Annotated in this window: 19 protein-coding genes; 7 read left to right on the top strand and 12 right to left on the bottom strand. The window is 68.3% G+C overall.

Annotation, left to right across the window (positions count from 1 at the left end; all coding sequences use genetic code 11):
• Positions 1-130: 130 nt before the first annotated feature.
• The 10 genes from ACOFKW_RS04985 to ACOFKW_RS04940 form a co-directional block, all read right to left on the bottom strand.
• Complete coding sequence (locus ACOFKW_RS04985) at positions 131-1,456, bottom strand: bifunctional folylpolyglutamate synthase/dihydrofolate synthase (RefSeq protein WP_419816867.1); 1,326 nt, start codon at positions 1,454-1,456, stop codon at positions 131-133.
• Positions 1,453-2,310, bottom strand: coding sequence for an acetyl-CoA carboxylase, carboxyltransferase subunit beta (accD, locus tag ACOFKW_RS04980; RefSeq protein ID WP_419816248.1), 858 nt, complete (start codon positions 2,308-2,310; stop codon positions 1,453-1,455). The genes ACOFKW_RS04985 and accD overlap by 4 nt, the downstream gene beginning before the upstream one ends.
• On the bottom strand, positions 2,307-3,137 hold the full coding sequence (gene trpA, locus ACOFKW_RS04975) for a tryptophan synthase subunit alpha (RefSeq protein ID WP_419816247.1): 831 nt from the start codon (positions 3,135-3,137) through the stop codon (positions 2,307-2,309). Before trpA ends, accD begins: the two co-directional genes overlap by 4 nt.
• Positions 3,134-4,357, bottom strand: a complete 1,224-nt coding sequence (trpB, locus tag ACOFKW_RS04970) for a tryptophan synthase subunit beta (protein WP_419816246.1) — start codon at positions 4,355-4,357, stop codon at positions 3,134-3,136. Before trpB ends, trpA begins: the two co-directional genes overlap by 4 nt.
• Positions 4,357-4,992, bottom strand: a complete 636-nt coding sequence (locus ACOFKW_RS04965) for a phosphoribosylanthranilate isomerase (protein WP_419816245.1) — start codon at positions 4,990-4,992, stop codon at positions 4,357-4,359. Before ACOFKW_RS04965 ends, trpB begins: the two co-directional genes overlap by 1 nt.
• Positions 4,989-5,654 carry an orotidine-5'-phosphate decarboxylase gene (gene pyrF, locus ACOFKW_RS04960; RefSeq protein ID WP_419816244.1) on the bottom strand — a complete coding sequence of 222 codons (666 nt, stop codon included), beginning with the start codon at positions 5,652-5,654 and terminating at the stop codon, positions 4,989-4,991. The genes ACOFKW_RS04965 and pyrF overlap by 4 nt, the downstream gene beginning before the upstream one ends.
• Positions 5,651-5,947 carry a LapA family protein gene (locus tag ACOFKW_RS04955; protein ID WP_419816243.1) on the bottom strand — a complete coding sequence of 99 codons (297 nt, stop codon included), beginning with the start codon at positions 5,945-5,947 and terminating at the stop codon, positions 5,651-5,653. The genes pyrF and ACOFKW_RS04955 overlap by 4 nt, the downstream gene beginning before the upstream one ends.
• An 18-nt stretch (positions 5,948-5,965) precedes the next feature.
• Positions 5,966-6,721 carry a competence/damage-inducible protein A gene (locus ACOFKW_RS04950; RefSeq protein WP_419816242.1) on the bottom strand — a complete coding sequence of 252 codons (756 nt, stop codon included), beginning with the start codon at positions 6,719-6,721 and terminating at the stop codon, positions 5,966-5,968.
• A 169-nt stretch (positions 6,722-6,890) separates the two neighbouring features.
• Entirely contained in the window at positions 6,891-8,417 is a 1,527-nt protein-coding gene (locus ACOFKW_RS04945) for a lipopolysaccharide biosynthesis protein (RefSeq protein ID WP_419816241.1), read from the bottom strand.
• 23 nt (positions 8,418-8,440) lie between these two features.
• Positions 8,441-8,938 (bottom strand): flavin reductase family protein, encoded by a 498-nt coding sequence (locus ACOFKW_RS04940; protein WP_419816240.1) that lies wholly within the window; start codon positions 8,936-8,938, stop codon positions 8,441-8,443.
• A 264-nt stretch (positions 8,939-9,202) separates the two neighbouring features.
• Between ACOFKW_RS04940 and ACOFKW_RS04935 the strand changes: the two genes are divergently transcribed.
• The 6 genes from ACOFKW_RS04935 to ACOFKW_RS04910 all read left to right on the top strand — a co-directional run bounded on the left by ACOFKW_RS04935 (position 9,203) and on the right by ACOFKW_RS04910 (position 17,043).
• Positions 9,203-10,933 carry a DUF885 domain-containing protein gene (locus ACOFKW_RS04935; protein ID WP_419816239.1) on the top strand — a complete coding sequence of 577 codons (1,731 nt, stop codon included), beginning with the start codon at positions 9,203-9,205 and terminating at the stop codon, positions 10,931-10,933.
• 61 nt (positions 10,934-10,994) lie between these two features.
• The gene (locus ACOFKW_RS04930; protein ID WP_419816238.1) at positions 10,995-11,465 is read left to right on the top strand and encodes a MarR family winged helix-turn-helix transcriptional regulator; all 471 of its coding nucleotides are present in this window, start codon (positions 10,995-10,997) and stop codon (positions 11,463-11,465) included.
• A 68-nt stretch (positions 11,466-11,533) separates the two neighbouring features.
• Entirely contained in the window at positions 11,534-12,898 is a 1,365-nt protein-coding gene (locus ACOFKW_RS04925; protein ID WP_419816237.1) for an efflux transporter outer membrane subunit, read from the top strand.
• Positions 12,895-14,055, top strand: coding sequence for an efflux RND transporter periplasmic adaptor subunit (locus ACOFKW_RS04920; protein WP_419816236.1), 1,161 nt, complete (start codon positions 12,895-12,897; stop codon positions 14,053-14,055). Before ACOFKW_RS04925 ends, ACOFKW_RS04920 begins: the two co-directional genes overlap by 4 nt.
• On the top strand, positions 14,052-15,602 hold the full coding sequence (locus ACOFKW_RS04915) for a DHA2 family efflux MFS transporter permease subunit (RefSeq protein WP_419816235.1): 1,551 nt from the start codon (positions 14,052-14,054) through the stop codon (positions 15,600-15,602). Before ACOFKW_RS04920 ends, ACOFKW_RS04915 begins: the two co-directional genes overlap by 4 nt.
• A gap of 103 nt (positions 15,603-15,705) precedes the next feature.
• The gene (locus ACOFKW_RS04910) at positions 15,706-17,043 is read left to right on the top strand and encodes an Nramp family divalent metal transporter (protein ID WP_419816234.1); all 1,338 of its coding nucleotides are present in this window, start codon (positions 15,706-15,708) and stop codon (positions 17,041-17,043) included.
• 50 nt (positions 17,044-17,093) lie between these two features.
• Here the strand turns inward: ACOFKW_RS04910 and ACOFKW_RS04905 are convergent, their stop codons facing one another.
• Together ACOFKW_RS04905 and ACOFKW_RS04900 are read right to left on the bottom strand one after the other, a co-directional pair.
• A complete protein-coding gene (locus ACOFKW_RS04905) occupies positions 17,094-17,594 on the bottom strand; it encodes a MucR family transcriptional regulator (protein WP_419816233.1) in 501 nt (166 codons plus the stop codon).
• 644 nt (positions 17,595-18,238) lie between these two features.
• Positions 18,239-18,958 carry a GntR family transcriptional regulator gene (locus tag ACOFKW_RS04900; protein ID WP_419816232.1) on the bottom strand — a complete coding sequence of 240 codons (720 nt, stop codon included), beginning with the start codon at positions 18,956-18,958 and terminating at the stop codon, positions 18,239-18,241.
• 135 nt (positions 18,959-19,093) lie between these two features.
• Between ACOFKW_RS04900 and ACOFKW_RS04895 the strand changes: the two genes are divergently transcribed.
• Positions 19,094-20,323, top strand: a complete 1,230-nt coding sequence (locus ACOFKW_RS04895; protein ID WP_419816231.1) for an iron-containing alcohol dehydrogenase — start codon at positions 19,094-19,096, stop codon at positions 20,321-20,323.
• Positions 20,324-20,325 lie beyond the last annotated feature (2 nt).

Below are 20,325 nucleotides of genomic sequence, written 5' to 3'. Positions count from 1 at the left end.
TGCTCCCTCCCCCCACGGTGAGCCCTTGCGAACCGAGAGTGGGAAGGGTCGGGGTGGGGGCGCCCTTCGGCGACCTTCTTACTTCCGCGCACGAAACGCCACCCCGGCCCTCTGGGGGAGGGAGCAGAGCCTAGCCCGCGTCCTGGCCGTTCGCCTGCAGCACGCCGCCCGCCAGGTACAGCGAGCCTGCGACCAGCACGACCGGCGGCCGCGCCCGGTCCGAGCTCCGGGCGATCTCGGTCATCGCCGCCTCGACGCTCGTTGCAGCAATCCCCGGCAGCCCGGTCTCGCGGGCCCGCAGTGCCAGTTCGGTCGGCGAATGATGCTCATGGCTCGGCACCGGCACGGTGTAAACCGCGGTGGCGCGCTCGGCGAACGGCTTGAGGAAGCCCGCGGCATCCTTCACCGCCAGCATGCCGACGATCAGGTAGAAGGGCCGCTCGGCCAGCGGATGTGCGCGGAACGCCTCGGCGATCGCGCGCCCCGCGGCCGGATTATGCCCGCCATCGAGCCAGACCTCGCTCCCCGGCGGCAGTTTCGCTACCAGCGGGCCCGGCTCCAGCCGCTGCAACCGCGCCGGCCATTCCGCCCAGCCCATCCCTGCCCGCAACGCCGCCTCCGGCACCGCGACGTGATGCTGGTGCCGCAGCATCGCCACCGCCAGCGCCGCATTGTCGAGTTGGTGAGCCCCGACTAGGCGGGGCAGCGGCAGCGCTACCTTGCCCATATGGTCGCGGTAATGCAGCTGGCCTTCATACGGCGCCGCGTCCCATTCCTCGCCGCGGACGATCAGCTTGGCCCCGGCAACGCCCGCGACTTCGGCAATGCGCGTCGTCACCTGGCGCGGATAGCGCGACAGCACCAGCGGCACGCCGCGCTTGGCGATCCCGGCCTTTTCCTGTGCGATTTCAAGGATGGTATTGCCGAGCCACGCCTGGTGGTCGAGGCCGAGCTGCGCGATGCCGCCGATCACCGGGGTGACGACGTTGGTCGCGTCCAGCCGCCCGCCCAGCCCGACCTCGATGATGCAGGCGTCCGCCGGCGTCCGCGCAAAGGCCAGCATTGCGACCGCCGTGGTCAGCTCGAAGAAGGTGATGCGCCCGCCGCCGTTGACCGCCAGCACGTCGGACAGCAGCCCGATCAGCGTGTCGTCGTCGACGATGCTGCCGGCCAGCCGGATGCGCTCGTTGAAGCGGATCAGATGCGGCGAGGTATAGCTGTGGACGCGCTTGCCCGACGCCTCCAGGCAGGCGCGCAGGAACGCCGCGGTCGAGCCCTTGCCGTTGGTCCCGGCGATATGGAACACCGGCGGCAGCTTGGTGTGCGGATTGCCGAGCCGCGCCAGCAGCCGCTCGAGCCGCGCCAGCCCCAGGTCCATGGTGTTCTCGTGCAGCGCGAACGCCGCCGCGAGCAGCGCGTCGAGCACCGGGTTGGTCGAGCGCGCCGCCTCCATCAGGCGGCGATGTTGCGGCGCATCAACAGGCCCAGCGTCCGCCCCAGTGTCTCGGTCAACGCCTTGCGGTGTACGACCATGTCGAGCATGCCGTGCTCCAGCAGATACTCGGCGCGCTGGAAGCCCTCGGGCAGCTTTTCGCGGATGGTCTGCTCGATCACCCGCTGCCCGGCGAAACCGATCAGCGCCTTGGGCTCGGCGATCTGGATGTCGCCGAGCATCGCATAGCTGGCGGTGACGCCACCGGTCGTCGGATCGGTCATCACGACGATGTAGGGCAGCCCGGCCTCGCGCAGTTCGGCGATCGCGACCGTCGTGCGCGGCATCTGCATCAGGCTGAGGATGCCCTCCTGCATGCGTGCGCCACCCGCCGCAGTGAACACCACGAACGGCTCGCGCGCCTTGACCGCGGCCAGCGCCCCGGTGAGGAACGCTTCGCCGACGCCCAAGCCCATCGAGCCGCCCATGAAGGCGAAGTTCTGCACCGCGACGGTGACCGGCACGCCGCCAATCTTGCCGCGCGCCACCGCCATCGCCTCGGGCTCGCCGGTGGCGGTACGCGCGGTCTTCAATCGGTCGACGTAGCGCTTCTGGTCCTTGAACTTGAGCGGGTCTTCCTGGACGGCGGCGACCGTCAGGCGGTTGTGGATGCCGTCGTCGAACACCTGGGCGAAGCGCACCGTCGGCCCGATGCGCTCGTGATGGTCGCAGCGCGGGCAGACGTGGAGGTTCTCCTCGAACTCCTTGACGTACAGCATCGCGCCGCAATTCCGGCACTTGTGCCACAGGTTCTCGGGCGTCTCGCGGCGCTTCATGAACTGCGTCAGGCGCGAGCGGGTGGTGGTGATCCAGCTCATGCGGCGGCCTCCAGGCGAGCGGTTCGGATCGCCGTGGCAAGGCTGCGGACGAAGCCCTCGACCTGTTCGGGCAGGTCGTTGGCCCGGGTTTCCGCCGCCGCGCCGATCATCGAGACGATCGCCGAGCCGACGACCACCGCATCGGCGACGCGCGCTACGGCTGCAGCTGCCTCGGGGGTACGGATACCGAAGCCCACCGCGATCGGCATGTCGGTGGCGGTCCGCAGCCGGGCGACTGCCGCGCCGATATCCTCGGCGGTGGCGGAGTTGGCGCCGGTGATGCCGGCGACCGCGACGTAATACAGGAAGCCCGAAGCGCCGGCGACGACTGCCGGGAGCCGGCGCGTGTCGGTGGTCGGGGTGGCGAGGCGGATCATGTGCAGGCCGTGGCGCTGCAACGACGGCGCGAGTTCGGCGTCCTCCTCGGGCGGCAGGTCGACGATGATCGTGCCGTCGAGGCCGGCGGCATGGGCATCGGCGGCGAAGCGCTCGACGCCGTAAGCGAGGACCGGGTTGAAATAGCCCATCAGGATCAGCGGGGTCTCGGCGTCATGGGCGCGGAAGTCGCGGACCATTGTCAGCAGCCGGATCAGGGTGGCTCCGGCGCCGAGCGCACGGATGTTGCCGGCCTGGATCGCCGGGCCATCGGCCATCGGGTCGCTGAACGGCATGCCGATCTCGACGATATCCGCACCCCCGGCGACGAGGCTGCGCAGGACGCGGGCCGACATCTCCGGGCCGGGGTCACCGGCGGTGACGAAGGTGACCAGCGCGGCGCGGTTCTGCGCGGCGCAGGCGGCGAAGGTGCGGGACAGGCGGTCGGTCAAAGCTCGATCCCCAGCGCGCTCGCCACCGTGAAGATGTCCTTGTCCCCGCGCCCGCAAAGGTTCGCGACGATGATCTCGTCCGCGCGCATTGTCGGGGCGAAGCGGCGGACCGCGGCGATGGCGTGTGCCGGCTCCAGCGCCGGGATGATGCCCTCGGTGCGGCACAGCAGCTGGAACGCCGACAGCGCTTCCTCGTCGGTCGCCGACTGGTATTCGACGCGGCCGATCGAGTGCAGCCAGGCGTGCTCGGGCCCGATGCCGGGATAGTCGAGGCCCGCAGAAATCGAGTGCGCCTCGGCGATTTGCCCGTCGGCGTCCTGCAGCAGGCGCGTCTTGTTGCCGTGCAGAACCCCGTCGACGCCGCCGACCAGCGAGGCGGCATGCTCCGAAGTGTGCAATCCGTGGCCGGCCGCCTCGACGCCGATCATGCGAACCGAGGCGTCGTCGAGGAACGGGTGAAACAGACCGATGGCGTTCGAGCCGCCACCGATCGCGGCGCACAGCACGTCGGGCAACCGGCCCTCGGCGTCGAGGATCTGCGCCCGCGCTTCGCGCCCGATGACCGACTGGAAGTCGCGGACGAGCTCGGGATAGGGGTGCGGGCCGGCGGCGGTGCCGATGATGTAGAAGGTGTCGTCGACGTTGGTGACCCAGTCGCGCAGCGCCTCGTTCATCGCGTCCTTCAGGGTGCGCGAGCCGCTCTCGACGGCGCGGACTTCGGCGCCGAGCAGCTTCATGCGGAAGACGTTGGGCGCCTGCCGGGCGATGTCGCGGGCGCCCATGTAGATGATGCAGGGCATGCCGAAACGCGCCGCAACCGTAGCGGTAGCGACGCCGTGCTGGCCGGCGCCGGTCTCGGCGATGATGCGGGTCTTGCCCATGCGCTTGGCCAGCAGGATCTGGCCGACGCAATTGTTGATCTTGTGCGCGCCGGTGTGGTTGAGCTCGTCGCGCTTAAAGTAGATCTTGGCGCCGCCGAGCTCGCGGGTCAGCGCCTCGGCGAAGTACATCGGGCTGGGGCGGCCGACATAATGCGTCAGCAGCCAGTCGAGTTCGGCCTGGAACGCCGGGTCGGCTTGCGCGGCGCGATAGGCGGCCTCGAGGTCGAGGATCAGCGGCATCAGCGTCTCGGCGACGTAGCGCCCGCCATAGGCACCGAAATGCCCGCGGGCATCGGGTCCGCTCCGCAGGGAGTCTGAAATCTTGGCTGCACTTGCCATCACGCCGTCCTGACCGCTTCGATGAACGCCCGTATCTTGTGCACCGACTTGACGCCCGGTGCCTCCTCGACCCCCGACGACACGTCGACCAGCGGCGGGCGAAGATCGCGCACCGCTGCCCCGACATTGTCGGCGTCGAGCCCGCCTGACAGGCCCCACGCCATGTCCGGCCGCGCGTCGCTCAGCAACCGCCAGTCGAAGCGCAGTCCGTTGCCACCGGGCAGGGGGGCGGAACTAGGCGCTTTGGCGTCGAGGAGCAACAGGTCGCAGGCGCCGCGGGCCGCAGCGACCGCGGCGCGGATGTCGGCGGCGGTGGTGACGCCCGCGGCTTTCCACAGCGCCAGGCCGTAGCGGGCGCGGATCGCCGCCAGCCGGGCCGGGGATTCGCTGCCGTGGAGCTGGATCGCGTCGAGGCTGGGCGTTGCAGCGTCGAGCAGCGCGTCGTCAGGGTCGACGAAGACGCCGACCTTGGTCACCGACGGCGGGACACGCGCCGCCAGCCCTGCGGCGCGCTCGGGGAGCAGGTTGCGCGGGCTGCGGGCGAAGAACACGAATCCGACATGCGAGGCGCCCGCACCGATCGCGGCGTCGAGGGTGTCGGGCGTCGACAGGCCGCAGATCTTGATGGACGTCACAGGCTGGCGGCGATGGCGCGCGCCGCAGCGGCTGGGTCGGCGGCCCCGGTGATCGGGCGGCCGATGACCAGCATCGAGGCTCCGGCGGCGAGTGCTTCGGCGGGGGTCATGACGCGCTTCTGGTCGCCGATGTCGCTGCCGGCAGGGCGGACGCCAGGGACGACGAAATAACCTTCGGGCCAGACCGCTTTCGCTGCCGCGACCTCATGGGGGGAGCAGACGATGCCGTCGAGGCCCGACGCGCGCGCCAAGGCGGCCAGGCGTGCGACCTGCGCCGCGACGTCGCCGCCGACGCCGATGTCGCTCAGGTCACCGTCGTCGAGGCTGGTCAGCACGGTCACCGCGACGACCTTGCAGCCGGGCAGCGCGGCGGCCTTGGCGGCCTCCAGCATGGCGCGGCCACCGGCTGCATGGACGGTCAGCACGGCGGGCTGCAGCGCCGCGAGGCTGCGCACTGCACCCGCCACCGTGTTGGGAATGTCGTGGAACTTCAGGTCGATGAACGTCGGCAGCCCGGCGAGCGCCGCGACTCCGGCGGGACCGTTGGCGACGAAATACTCCAGCCCCAGCTTGATGCCGCCGACATGGCCCGCGACCGCATCGACCAGCGCCCGGGCCCGTGCGACGTCAGGCGTGTCGATCGCGACGAAAACCGGGCTCATCCGTACCCCGGCGGCACGACTGTCGGCTGGGCCTCCGACGTCAGGACGGGCGGCGCGATCATCGGAGCCAGCGGCGCCTCCGCCCGCGCCAGCCGCCGCGACCAGCGCGCCCGCGACACCCGGTGCGCCAGGTACATCGGCAGCGCCCCCGCCAGGAACGCCGCCAGCACGATCAGCGGCACCGGCATGGTGACCACCGTCGCGCCGAAGCCGACGGTCGCCGGATAACCCCAGTTCGGCACCGCGAACAGCACGAACGCCGCCAGCGCCGCCCCCAGCAATATCAGTCTCACCGCGCCCATGGCCGCCCCCTAGATCTCGCCGTCGACCGGGGCCAGCCCAGCCTCGGTCAGTGCCGCCAGCAGCGCGACCGCGCAGGCGTCGAGCAGCATAGGGTCGGTGGCGCGAATTACGAAATTGGCTCCGGTGCGCCCCTCGCGCCAGAACGGATAGCTGCCGATCTGCGTGCCGGGGTTGGCTTTTTCGACGGCGGCCAACGTCGCCGCAACGGCGCTTTCGGCGGTCCAGGCGGCGACGGTACGGCTCAGCACCGGCTTGCCGCCCGGCAGCTTGCCGTCGAGCGCCGCCAACATGCCCTGGGTGATCGACGGCACCCCGGCCATGATGAAGATGTTGCCGTGGCGGATGCCGGGTGCGCCGGTCCGCGGGTTCTCGATCAGCTCGGCCCCCTCCGGCACCCGCGCCATGCGCAACCGCGCGTCGGTCAGCTTGTCGCCATAGTATTTTTCCAGGATCGCCCGCGCCGCGGGGTGGACGACGACCCCGACGCCCAGCGCCGCGGCGATCGCATCGACGGTGATGTCGTCGTGGGTCGGGCCGATGCCGCCGGTGGTGAACAGATAGTCGTAGGCACCGCTCAATGCCTTGACCGCGGCCCCGATGGCGGCGTGATCGTCGGCGACGACGCGGACCTCACGCAGGCGAATGCCCTGCACGCCCAGCCACTTGGCGAGATACGCCAGGTTCGCGTCCTGCGTCCGCCCCGACAGGATCTCGTCGCCGATGATCAGCAGCGCGGCAGTATAGATGCGGTCGGTGTCGGGCATAGCCGGGGTCTAGCGCAGGGGGTCGGCGGGCGCAAAGGGCACGAGCGTCGCGCCGGCCAACGACCGTCATCCCGGCGAAGGCCGGGACCCATTCGACCAGCTCGTGGCGATCTGGCCCGTCATTTCCGGCGGCTCGCGAATGGGTCCCGGCCTTCGCCGAAATGACGGACTAAGCCTTGCCCTTCCGGAACAGCAATCGGTCGGGCCCCTTGAAGCCGGTCGTCCAGACGATCGCGCCGAAGACCCCGAGGATGGCGAGGATGCCGACCGACAATTGCAGCGGCTCGGCCAGCAGCTGCACCCCCAGCCCGACCGCGAAGGCCGGCACGCCCGCGCCGATCAGCGACCAGCGCCAGCCGCTGACCTTGGCGTGCAGGGCGCGCGACAGCACCTGCGTCTTGGCGATCGACAGGAACAGCGCCGCCGTCGCCAGCCCGCCGGCGGCACCGACGGCGAGCAGCGACGTCCGCCCGGTGCGCTCGAAATACCAGACCAGCACCAGCGTCACGCCGACCTGCACGACCAGCCCGATCATCGACCACAGCAGATTCGCGCCGCGCCGGACGTAGATCAGCGCGCCCTCGGTCACCGCCGCCTGCGCCGCGAACAGCTCGACGACCAGCAGCAGCGCCAGCACCGCGGCACCCTGCGCGAACGCCGGTCCGAACAGCCCCATGCCGGCACGTCCGGTCATGCCCAGCGCCAGCACGACGCCGAGCTGCACCGCGCCGATCCAGAAGCCGATCTGGCGGACATGCCCGGCGACGACACCGAGGTCGCCCCGCGCCAGGTTGGTGGTGATCACCGGGCCGAGGATCGGATCGAAGCTGGTCTTCAATTTTTGCGGCAGCGAGGCGATCTGCTGCGCGACATAATAGACGCCGATGACCTCTGGCGGCGCGAAACGCCCGAGGATGAAAACGTCGAGGCGGCGGGAACCCCAGTCGGCGACATCGGCCCCGGCCAGCGGCGCATTGGCCCGCGCGATCCGCCACAGCCGCCCCGGATGCGGCCACCAGCCGCCGCGCGGCAGGCCGAAGCTGCGCACCAGCGGGATCACCGAGGCGAGCATCGCAAAGGTCAGCGACACCGCATAGGCGATGATCAGCCCGTCGCCGCCGACCGGGGTGAAGGCCAGTCCGAAGGCGACGATGCTCAGCGTCCACGGCTCGACGACGGAACGCGCGCGCACCGTCGCGGCGATATCGCGGCGGAATGCCAGCGCCGCCAGCGATACGTCGGAGGCGACGACCGCCAGCGCGATCAGCGGGAACCAGCGGTCGATCCCCGAGATGCGGCTGTTGGGAAAGACGATCCACGGCAGCGCGATCAGCAGCACGCTGCCCAGGATCGCACCGGCCCAGGCGAGCACCAGCGCATCGGCGACGACGTGGTTCTCCGGGCGCTCGTCCTTGGCCAGCTCCGCCGCCAGCCCGCGCTTGAGGCCCAGCGTCGCCAGCTGCGCCATCAGCTCGACGACCATCGTCGCATAGGCGAAGCGTCCGAGCGCGTCGGCGCCATAGCCGCTCATCCGGCCGGCGATGAACAGGAACGGCAGACGCGCCAGCAGGCGCAGCAGGAAGCCGAAGAAGCTGGTGCGGCCGCCTTTCGCCAGCGCCGCGGTCTCGTCGACGTTGTCGGCGCCCACCGGCTGGCTGGAATCGACGGGTGTGTCTGTCGGCGCGGCGCTGCTCACATTCCGGTCAACGCGGGCCGGGCTTAACGGGGGACATGCATCTGGCGATAGCGGCCCCGAAGATACAGCAACGGCTCGGCTTCCGGGTGGCTGCGCAGCGCCAGCACGCGTCCGACCAGGATCGCATGGTCGCCGCCGTCGAGCTCGGCATGGAGGTCGCAGACGAAGCTCGCCATCGCGTCGTCGAGCACCGGGACGCCGTGCCATTCGCTCCAGCCACCGACGGCAAAGCGGTCGATGCCGCGCTTGGCGAAGCGGTCGGCGATCTCCTGCTGGTCGAGCGTCAGGACGTTGACCGCAAACCGCCCGGCAGTGCGCAGGGCGGGCAGGGCCGAGGCGCCGCGTGCCGGGCAGACCAGCAGCAACGGCGGATCGAGCGATACCGAAGTGAAGCTGTTGGCGGTCAATCCGACGCGGGTGCCATCGGGACCATGGCCCGCAACGATGGTGACGCCGGTGGCGAACGCCCCGAACGCGTCGCGCAGCGCGCGCTGGTCGATGTCGGGTGAAACGTGATCCATGCGAAGCCTGTCCTTGGCTTGGTGCGGCGCTCCGGTCAATCGCGGCGGTGGTTTAAGCGCACTCGCAGGGGGTCGTGCCCCTCTCCCCCGACGCTTCCCCCAGCGGGGGGAGGGAGCAGAAAAGGACGGCCGCGCCTCCTGTTCCTGCTTCGCCGGGAAAGGGAGCAGAAAGGGACGGCTCGGAAGGGCCGGGGAGAGGGGTCTTGCTCGACGTCGGCGAGGCGGGAGCCTTGCACGCCCGCCCCCGCCCCCGCACAACACCGCATGCTCTTCCGCCTCGCAGTCCTTCTCGCGCTCGCCACCCCTGCGCTCGCCGACCCACCGACCGAAGCGGCGTTCAAGGCGCTCTACAGCCGCGAATGGACCTTCCGGCAGCAGCAGTCCGCCAGCTCCGACGACCCGTCGCGCGTCGTCGACCATCTGCCGTCGGTCACGCCTGCGGCGCAGGCGCTGGCGTTGCAGACCTGGACCCGCGCCCGCGCCGGTCTCGACGGCATCCCCGTCGCCCGGCTGTCGCCTGAGTCGCAGGTCGATTTCGGCATCTACCGGGCCCAACTCGACGTGCTGATCGCGCAGCAGCGGTTTCGCGACTGGGAGATGCCCGCCAATCCCGACTCGAGCTTTTGGAGCGACCTCGCCGCGGAAGGCCAGCGCAACCTGCGGACCGAAGCCGATTATCGCCAATGGATCGCCCGGATGCGCGACGTGCCGCGCTATTTCGCCGAGCAGACGGCAAACATGCGCGCCGGGCTGGCGCGTGGCTTCACGCCGCCCAAGGTAACGATGACCGGCCGCGACGGCGGTGTCGCCAGCATCGCCGAGGCGAGCCGCCCGCAGGACACCGCCTACTATCAGCCGTTCAAGACCATGCCGGCGTCGATCCCCGTGGCGACGCAGGCGGACCTCCGCGCCGCCGCCGTCGCCGCGATCGGCGATGCCGTGATCCCGGCGCACCGGGCGCTGCTGTCGTTCCTGCGCCAGACCTATCTGCCCGGCCTGCGGACCAGCCTCGCCGCCTCGGCGCTGCCCGGCGGACCGGCCTATTATGCGTCCAAAATCAAGGAGTTCACGACCCTCGACCTGTCGGCGGCGCAGATCCACGACATCGGCGTCGCACAGGTCGCGAGGATCCGTGCCGAGATGCTCGGCGTCATGGCGGAGACCGGCTTCACGGGCGACCTGCCGGCGTTCCTGGCGATGCTGCGCACCGACCCGCGCTTCTACGCGACGACGCCGGACCAGCTGCTGAAACAGGCGGCGTGGACCGCCAAGCGCTTCGACAATGTCGCGTCGGTCTGGTTCGGGCGGTTGCCGCGCGAGCGCTTCGGCATCGTCCCGGTGCCCGCCGATATCGCGCCCTTCTACACCGCCGGGCGGGGCGGGCCGGGGGTGTACATGCTCAACACCTACGACCTGCCATCGCGTCCGCTGTTCCAGCTCGCCGCGCTGACGCTGCACGAATCGGCGCCGGGCCACGCCTTCCAGATGCCACTCGCTGCCGAGAATACCGGCCAGCCGGCGTTCCGGCGTAGCAGCTATATCTCGGCCTATGGCGAAGGCTGGGCGCTGTATTGCGAGCGACTCGGCGTCGAAATGGGAATCTACGAGACGCCGTACGAGCGCTTCGGCATGCTCAGCTACCAGATGTGGCGCGCCGCGCGGCTGGTCGTCGACACCGGCATCCATGCGCAAGGCTGGAGCCGCGAGCGGGCGCAGGCCTTCATGCGCGACAATACCGCGCTGAGCGAACGCGAGATCACCACCGAGGTCGACCGCTACATCGGCTGGCCGGGGCAGGCGCTGAGCTATTATCTCGGCGAGCAGGCGATCGTCGCGGCGCGGGCCAAGGCGTCAGGCGCGCTGGGAGCGAAGTTCGACATCCGCGCCTTCCACGACACTGTGCTGGCGCTGGGCTCGGTGCCGCTGCCCGTGCTGACGGCGCGCATCGACCGGTTCATCGCGGAAAACGGCAAGGGACCCTATCCGCTGAAATAGCTTGCATCCAAAACGCGAAGGTCCATATGCCTGCCTGGGCAGTTACTTTACAGGCAGCCAAATGGCGGACCCCTTTTACAACGGCGACTTCGATCCGGACCGCTCGATCGGCTATCTGATCAAGCGCGCCGCCAAGCTCGGCCATGCCGGGGTCGAGGCAAGCTTCGACGCGCCCGGCCTGACCTTCTCGCACTGGGTGGCGATGGCGATGTTCCGCCACGGCATCGCCGACAATTGCGCCAAGCTGGCCCGCGCGCTGGGCCATAACAGCGGCGCCACGACGCGCCTCGTCGACCAGCTCGAGGAGCGCGGCCTGGTCGAGCGCTGCCGCGACTGCGGCGACCGCCGCGTCGTCACGGTGAACCTCACCGAGGCCGGCCGCACCCAGCTCGAAAGCCTCAACCCGATGGTCCTCGACCATTGGAACAAGGTCCTCGAGGACTTCTCCCATGATGAGGTCAACACACTGATATCGCTACTACAACGCCTCGTTGCCAAGCTCGAGGCCGATGCTCCCGAGGGTGCCGAATGATTCGCCCGATCCTCCTCGCCACAGTTTCCATACTCGTCGCATCCTGCGCCCCGAACCTGCGCCCGGAGATGACTCCCGTCGCCCCCGCCAGCCTCGGCCTCGGCACCAGCACCGGCCCGATCATCGCCGACAATTGGTGGACCGCGCTCGGCGATCCGCAGTTCGACCGCATCGTCGCCGACGCCCTCGACGCCAGCCCGACGCTCAGCGCCGCGCTCGCCCGGGTCCGCGTCGCCCAAGCCGAAGTCGCCGGCCGCCGTGCCGATCGTCTCCCCAGCGCCACCATCGACGCCCAGGAACAGCGCACCCGGCTCAGCGACAAGTACATCATCCCGCCCCCTTACGGCGGCTCGTCGCGCTGGGTCGGCACCGCCCAATTGAATCTCAACTGGACCATCGATTTCTGGGGCCGCCAGGCGGCGCTGGTCGCCCAGTCCCGCGGTACGGCACGCGCCGCCGCTCTCGATGCCGCGGCCGCCCGGCTGGCACTGACCGCCTCGGTCGCGCAGACCTACATCGAGCTTGCCCGCGCCGAGCAGTTGGCCACCATCGCCAACGACTTCGTCGCCTCGCGCCAGGAAACCCTGAAGCTGGTGCGCTCGCGGATCCGCCACGAACTCGCCAGCCGCTACGACGAGCGCGCTGCCGAGGCACTGCTGGTCGAGGCCGAACAGGCCCAGCTCCGCGCCGCCGGACAGCGCGAAGTACTGGTCCATGCCCTCGCCGCGCTAGCCGGGCGCGGTGCGGATTACTACCCGAGCATCGGCCCGGCCCGCCTGAACTTTGCGGCCGCGCTGCCGCTGCCGGAGACGCTGCCGGCAGATCTCCTTGCCCGCCGCCCCGACCTGCTGGCTGGCTTGGCGCGCGTCGATGCCGCTGCAGCGGGACGCAAGGTGGCGCGCGCTGCCTTCTATCCCAACGTCAATCTGCTCGGGCTGGCCGGCTTCCAGGCGCTAGGACTGGGTGCGCTGGTCAGTGGCGGCGCGCTGACCTACGGCGCTGGGCCTTCGGTACACATCCCGATCTTCGAGGGCGGCCGCCTGCGCGCCGACTACGCGGGCGCCACCAGCCAGTACGACGTCGCCACCGCCGACTATAACGAGGCCGTGCTGCGCGCCGTCCGCGATGCCAGCGACGCAATCTCGCAGGTCCGCACCACCACCGCCGATGCCGCCGAGCAGGTCCGGCTGGTCGGCGCGCTGCAGGACGTCGTCCGTCTCGACCAGCGCCGCACTGCCTCCGGGCTGGCGTCGCAGCTCGATATCCTGGCGTCGGGCACAAGGCTGCTCGATGCGCGCCAGGCCGCGGTCAACTTGGCGGCCGACGGCATCCTGCGCCGCGTCCAGCTGGTCGTCGCCGTCGGCGGCGGCTTCACGCCTGCACCCAACCTCGCCCTCGCCCCCAACACTGCCGCCGCAGAGGCCCGTCCATGACCGACACCATCCCAGTCCCGGCCAAGGCCCGGACTCGTCGCCGCCTGTTCCTCGTTTTCGGCTTGGTGCTGCTGGTCGGCGCCATCGCCTATGCGGTGCATGCCTTCTTCTTCGCGCCGCCCACCGAACAGACCGACGATGCGTATGTCGCTGGCGATGTGGTGGCGATCACCAGCCGCGAGGCCGGCACCGTCATCGCGTTGCACGCTGACAACACCCAGGCGGTCAAGCGCGGCCAGCCGCTGCTCGACCTCGATCCGGCGACCGCCGACGTCAACCTGTCGTCGGCTGCTGCCGAGCTCGCCCGCGCCGTGCGCTCGACCCGCTCCAACGTCTCGCAGGTCGACGAGTCCCAGGCCCAGGTCGCCCAGGCGCAGGCCGAGCTGTCGCGCGCCTCGAACGACCTGTCGCGTCGCCGCGGTGCCGCAGCCGATGGCGCCGTTTCGGGCGAGGAGGTCGCGCACGCGGCCGACACGGTCACTACCGCGCGCGCCTCGCTGCGACTGGCGCAAAGCCGTCTCGCCCAGTCACGCTCGACTGTTCAGGGCGTCACCCTGGCGAACAACCCGGCGGTGCTGGCGGCAATCGCTCGCTACCGCAATGCCGCGATCATGCGCGGCCACATGCACCTCACCGCGCCGGTCGACGGCATTGTCGCCCAGCGCACGGTCCAGCTCGGCCAGCAGGTTGCCGCTGGCACCCCGCTGATGGCGGTGGTGCCGCTGCGCTCGGTCTGGGTCGACGCCAACTTTCGCGAGACCCAACTCGGCGACATCCGCATCGGCCAGCCGGCGACGATCACCACCGACATTTATGGCGGCGATACCGTCTATCACGGCCGGGTCATCGGGCTTGGCGCGGGCAGCGGCAACGCCTTCGCGCTGCTGCCGCCGCAGAACGCCTCGGGCAACTGGATCAAGATCGTCCAGCGCGTGCCGGTCCGCGTCGCGCTCGATCCGCGCGAGCTCGACAAGTCGCCGCTGCGCCTCGGCCTGTCGGTCGATGTCACCGTCGACACTCATGACCGCTCCGGCTCGCTGCTTGCCACCCCCGCTACCGGCAGCTTCCAGCAGCAGGCAAGCCAGGCGACCAGCCCCGAGGTCGAGGCCGAAATCCGTCGCATCGTTGCCGCCAATTCCGCGACGCACCACCGGTGAGCAGCGCCCCGCCCGGAGCAGCACTCCCGCCGCTGACCGGCGGGGCGCTCGGCCTGACCGCGTTCGCGCTGGCGCTCGGCACCTTCATGCAGGTGCTCGACTCGACCATCGCCAACGTCTCGTTGCCGACCATCGCCGGTAATCTCGGCGTCAGTTCGGATCAGGGTACCTGGGTCATCACCTCCTTCGCCGTGGCAAACGGCGTCGCGGTGCCGCTGACCGGCTGGCTGATGGGGCGCTACGGCGTCGTCCGTACCTTCTGCGTCTCGGTGCTGCTGTTCACCGCGGCGTCGTTCCTGTGCGGCATCGCCTGGAGCCTCGGCTCGCTGGTCGGCTTCCGCATCCTGCAGGGCGCCGTGTCGGGCCCGATGATCCCGGGCAGCCAGGCGCTGCTGATCTCGATCTTTCCCAGCGACAAGCGAGCCACCGCACTCGGGGTCTGGTCGATCACGACGCTGGTCGGCCCGATCGCCGGGCCGCTGCTCGGCGGCTACATATCCGACAACTATCACTGGAGCTGGATCTTCCTGATCAACGTGCCGGTCGGGCTTTTCTGCGCCTTCATCAGCTACCGCGCCCTGAAATCCCGCGAAACGCCGACCCGCGACCGACCGATCGATACTGTCGGGCTTGGTCTGCTGGTCGTCTGGGTCGGTGCGCTGCAGGTCATGCTCGATCTCGGCAAGAACCAGGACTGGTTCAATTCGACGACGGTGGTGGTCAGCGCAATCACGGCAGTCGTCGGCTTCATCGCCTGGTTGATCTGGGAACTCACCGACGAGCATCCCGCCATCGATCTCAGCCTGTTCAAGAGCCGCAACTTCCTGCTCGGCACCATCGCCTTCTGCCTTGGCTATGCAGTGTTCTTCGGCAACACCCTGTTGATGCCGCTGTGGCTGCAGACCCAGCTTGGCTATACTGCCACTTGGGCCGGGCTGGTCGCGGCCCCCAGCGGCGTCGTCGCGGTGGTACTGACGCCCTTCGTCGCGCGGTTTAGCAGCAAGGTCGATGCCCGCTGGCTGGCTACCATCGCCTTCGTGAGCTTCGCAGCGTCGTTCTACCTGCGCTCGGAGTTCACGACCTACGTCAGCTTCTGGAACTTGGTCGTTCCGACCCTTGTCCAAGGCATCGCGATGAGCACGTTCTTCGTGTCGCTGATCACCGTCCAGCTGGACGGCATCCCGCCGGAGCGGCTGCCGTCGGCGACCGGCATCTCCAACTTCGCGCGCATCACGGCGGGCAGCTTCGCCGCGTCGCTGGTGACGACCGGCTGGGATCGGCGCGAGGCGCTGCACCAGAGCCGTCTGGCCGAGGGCACGACCGCCTATTTGGCACCGTTCACCCAGGCGATGGACTCGCTGTCGCATCTCGGCGCGACCGCGACGCAGGGGGCGGCGGTGATCACCCGGCAAATCGTCGGGCAGGCGTATCTGCTCGGGTATAACGACGTGTCGCGGGTCTGTGCCTGGATCGCATTGTCGATGATCGGGCTGGTCTGGATGACCCGCCGTCCGCGTCCGCCGTCCGGACCGGTTGCCGCCGACTAGTTCGCAAAAGGTCGTCGATCGGCTAGGGGGATCGCAGGAACGTTCTGCCGCCTCGCGGGATTGAGCGGCTTCAGCCACTTGCATCGCCGGAAAGGAGGGCTGCATGACACCGCCTCCAGCCGTTCCGGCCGAACCCGATGTCGTGCCGGGCGGCTTCGACGCGACCCACCGCTCGATCCCGGTGCCGACGGGACGTAGCCAGCCGTGGTGGCGCAAGCTCGCTGCGTTCGCCGGTCCAGGCTACCTCGTCGCCGTCGGTTATATGGATCCAGGCAATTGGGCGACCGACCTCGCCGGTGGTTCGCAATTCGGTTACGCCTTGCTGTCGGTGGTGCTGCTGTCGAACCTGATGGCGGTCGTCCTGCAGTCGTTGGCGGCGCGCCTCGGCATCGCCACCGGCCTCGACCTCGCGCAGGCTTGTCGCGCCGCCTACTCGCCGCCGGTCCGGCTGATGCTCTGGGCGCTATGCGAGCTGGCCATTATCGCCTGCGACCTGGCCGAAGTCGTCGGCACGGCGATTGCGCTGCAATTGTTGTTCGGCATCCCGCTAGTTTGGGGCATCTGCGTGACTGCACTGGATGTCATGTTGATCCTTGTGCTGCAACAACAAGGCTTTCGCCGCCTCGAAGCATTCGTCGTCGCGCTGCTCATCGTCATCGCGACGTGCTTCGCTATCGAACTGACCTTGTCACAGCCCGACTGGGCGGCCGTTGCTGCCGGCTTCGTGCCGCGAGCCGAGATCATCTCCAACCCGGCGATGCTTTACCTTGCGATCGGCATCCTCGGTGCGACGGTCATGCCGCATAACCTCTACCTCCATTCGTCCATCGTGCAGACCCGAAGCTTCGAACGCAGCGAGCCCGGTCGACGCGAGGCGCTGCGCTTCGCCACGATCGACAGTACGGTCGCGCTGACCCTGGCGCTGTTCATCAATGCAGCGATCCTGGTTCTGGCGGCCTCGACCTTTCACGCGCGCGGCATGACCAACATCGTCGAACTGCAGGATGCGCATCGTTTGCTGGCCCCTGTTCTGGGTGCAAGCGCGGCCAGCATCATCTTCGCCATCGCGCTGCTGGCGGCCGGGCAGAACTCGACGGTCACCGCGACGATGGCGGGGCAGATCGTCATGGAAGGATTTCTGGAGCTCAAGCTGCCGCTTTGGGTACGGCGACTGGCGACACGGCTGTTGGCGATCGTGCCGGCGGCACTGGTCGCGGGCTATTACGGCCCGGGTGGCACGACCAAGCTGCTGATCTTGAGCCAGGTGGTGCTCAGCCTGCAACTGCCGTTCGCCGTGGTGCCGCTGGTTCGCTTCACCAGTGACCGCACCCGGATGGGCACTCTGGTCAGTCCGCGCTGGCTGATGGCGACGGCATGGCTGGTCACCGCGATCATCGTCGCGCTCAACCTGACGCTGGTTGCGGGGTTGCTCGCCGAATAAAGCACGGCCGCCGTTCGGGATTTCCGAACGACGGCCGCTGCCTTGCGATATTATTCGGGTGAAGCGATCTTGAACGTACGCGCCTTGCGCGGTGCGCCGGCAGGCTTCTTCTCGGCGGCCGGAGCCTTGGGCTCGACCTTGGTACCGGGCTTGCGGCCCAAACCAATGCGCTTGGCCATTTCGCGGCGTGCTGCGGAATAATTGTCGGCAACCATCGGATAAGTCGCGGGGAGCTTGTAGCGCTCGCGATACTGTTCCGGCGTCAGGCCATGGCCCGACAGGTGGCGCTTCAAAGTCTTGTAGGGCTTGCCGTCGATCATCGAGATGATGTGATCCTTGGAGCCCAAGGACTTGCGCGCTGAAACCATCGGCGTGTGCTCGGCTTCGGCTTCGATCGGGGCAACTTCGGCCGGTGCGGCGCCGAGCGCGGCAATCGCGGCATGGGTCGCGGCGATGAAGGCCGGGACGTCGTCGGAGCGCATGTTGTTCTGGCCGACGAACGCACTTACAACTTCGACCGTCAGCGAGATGATGTCGGGATTATCGGACATGGAGAAAACGAACCTTTCAATGTAACTTGATGCCTTAGCGGCTGCTTGAACTTTCGCAAGCTATTGTTTGCAACATTGACGATGGATGAATTAGCGGTGTGCCCGAAACTTATTAACGCTGCGGTCGCAAGCACTCGCCACGGGAAGCCATCCAAAGCCTTAACAACACCTCCCGAGCTTTTCTTTGCCGAAACGACCGCGGCGTTGTGTCGCACCGCAATGGCGCTGTCATAAACTCAGGTCGCGCCAATTGGATGCACGCGGCGATAAGCAGAACGCGACTGTCGGTAAATGAGCCCACGTCATAGCTCGACCTGTATACAGTCCGCCGGGAAGTCTAGTGACAATTCCTTCCAGCTCGCCAGGTAGCGTAAGATCATCGGCTGGAAGGAAATCATCCACTATCTCACGCGATGCGAATGAAACTTATGATAAGCATTCGCGATAATCGGTCGAGCCTGAAGACACGTACATTTAGCTGAGATACCTTCGACGAAGCCGCCTGTCGGTATCGGCATGGATCGTCTGGCGCTAACGCCCCAAAGGGCAAGAACTTTGGCGCGATCAGCCTTCTTCACCGCGGATGCTCGACACGGACGCCTTCGCCGCTGGTCGGTCGAGCTTCAGTAGGCAGGTTGAAAGTATTACTGCGACTGGCTCTTGTCGTATGCACCCAGGCTGGTGATGCTGTTGGTGAAGTGCAACTGCATCAACGTCGCCAGTCGCGCCGGATCGCGGTCCAGAAGAGCAGCGAGGATCTGGCGATGCTCGTCCAGCGCCTCTGCCCAGCGACGCTGGCCCAGGACGCTGACAGTCCGCCCGCGCTCGGCACGGGGCAGGATCAGTCGCCATGCCAGGATCAGCGAGGCGTTGCCCGATCCTTCGACCATCAGCTCGTGGATGCGCCGGTTGATCCGCGTGTAAGCAGGGCGGTCGGCCGCTGCGAACGATGCCTCGAGCTGGCGTTGCTTGCGCTCCAGCTTGGCCAGTTGTTCTTCGGACATGCGCAGGCAGGCCTGCTGCCCGGCCAGTCCCTCCAACGCCGATAGCACGGAAAACACGTCGGTAACCTCTGTCCGGTCAAGTTCGCTGACGATGACGCTGCGGTTCGGCAAGAGGTCGATCAGGCCCTCGGCCGCCAAGGTGCGAAAGGCTTCGCGCACCGGCGTCCGCGACATGCCGAACTGCTGGCTGATGACCACCTCGCGAAGCCGCTCGCCCGGCGACAATTCGCCGCTGAGGATAAGCTTGCGGAGAAGCGCGACTGCTTCCTGATGAAGCCAACCCTTGCGCGGTTCACCGCTGCGATAGGGCGTCGGCACCGACGATTGCGGATCGATGCTCAAAGCCGGGTTTGCGCTCATGCTTAACCCTAAGGTGAACCCCCGGCCGCCGCAAGCAGCGGCAAGATCAAAGCCGCGTCCTTCGGGCTTGAAAGAGCGATTGACGCTCCGAAGTGATACTCTTACACGCACCATGATCGTATAGGATATGATGTCATGTTGAGTTTCGGCACCTCGCGGCTGCCAGCGAATATCGTTTTCGGCGAAGGCCAGCGCCTTGCACTTGGCGAAATCTGCCGGCCTTTCGGCAAGCGCGTCTTCATCTGCACCGATGCCTACCTCGCTGCAAACGCCGAATGGTATGCACCACTGCTCGCCAGCCTGACTGAGCACGGCCTTGAGGTTTCGGCCTATACCGAGACCGAGGCCGAACTGCCCTATGCCTGTCTCGACCAGGCCGTGACCGCGGCGCGCGCCTTCGCGCCCGACGTGATCGTCGGACTTGGCGGCGGTAGCTGCATGGACCTGGCCAAGCTGGTGTCGCTGATGCTGACCCACGGCGGCTCCGTCCGCGACTATTATGGCGAGCTCAAGGTGCCCGGCCCGATCATCCCGGTGATCGCCGTTCCAACGACGTCCGGCACCGGTTCCGAAGTCACGCCGGTCGCCGTCATCGAAGACCCGGACCGCGCCACCAAGGTCGGTATTTCAAGCGCATACCTCATCCCGGTGGCAGCTATCTGCGACCCGGAAGTCACCTATACCTGCCCACGCGGCCTCACCGCCGCCGCCGGGGCCGACGCCATGACCCATGCCGTCGAAGCATTCACCGCAGCGCACAAGCCGATCACCGCCAGCCTTGGCCAATCCACCGTGTTCGTCGGCAAGAACCTGCTCAGCGACGAGTTCGCGCTGATCGCGATCCGGCTGCTGACCAAGTCGTTGAAGCGCGCCTATGACGATGGCAGCGATGCCGAGGCGCGGCGCGACGTGATGATGGCCGCGCTGATGGCCGGTATCGCGTTCGGCACCGCCGGCACCGCTGCTGCCCACGCCCTGCAGTACCCGGTCGGCGCGATCACCCACAGCGCGCACGGCCTCGGCGTCGCGACGCTGCTGCCTTACGTCATGCAGTACAACCGCCCCAGCTGCACGGTCGCCTATGCGGCGATCGCCCGCGCCATGTCGGCCGGCGATGCAGCGGACAGCGACGAAATCCTCGCGGACAAGGCGATCGATGCGCTCGCCGCGCTGTTCGACTCGGTCAATATTCCGCGCACCCTAGCCGACCTGAAGATGCCCGAGGACAGGATCGACTGGGCCGCCGAACAGGCCTTTGGCGCGGCCCGGCTGATCAATAACAATCCGCGGACGTTGACCGTCGACGCGTTGATTGCCATCTCACAGTCCGCCTTCAGCGGAAACCGTGCCGCCCTTGCCGGCTGATC

This window comes from Glacieibacterium sp. (genome assembly GCF_965200405.1).
Classification (GTDB): Bacteria; Pseudomonadota; Alphaproteobacteria; order Sphingomonadales; family Sphingomonadaceae; genus Glacieibacterium.
Note: the sequence above shows the minus strand (reverse complement) of the source record. Positions and strands in the feature narration are given on the sequence as shown.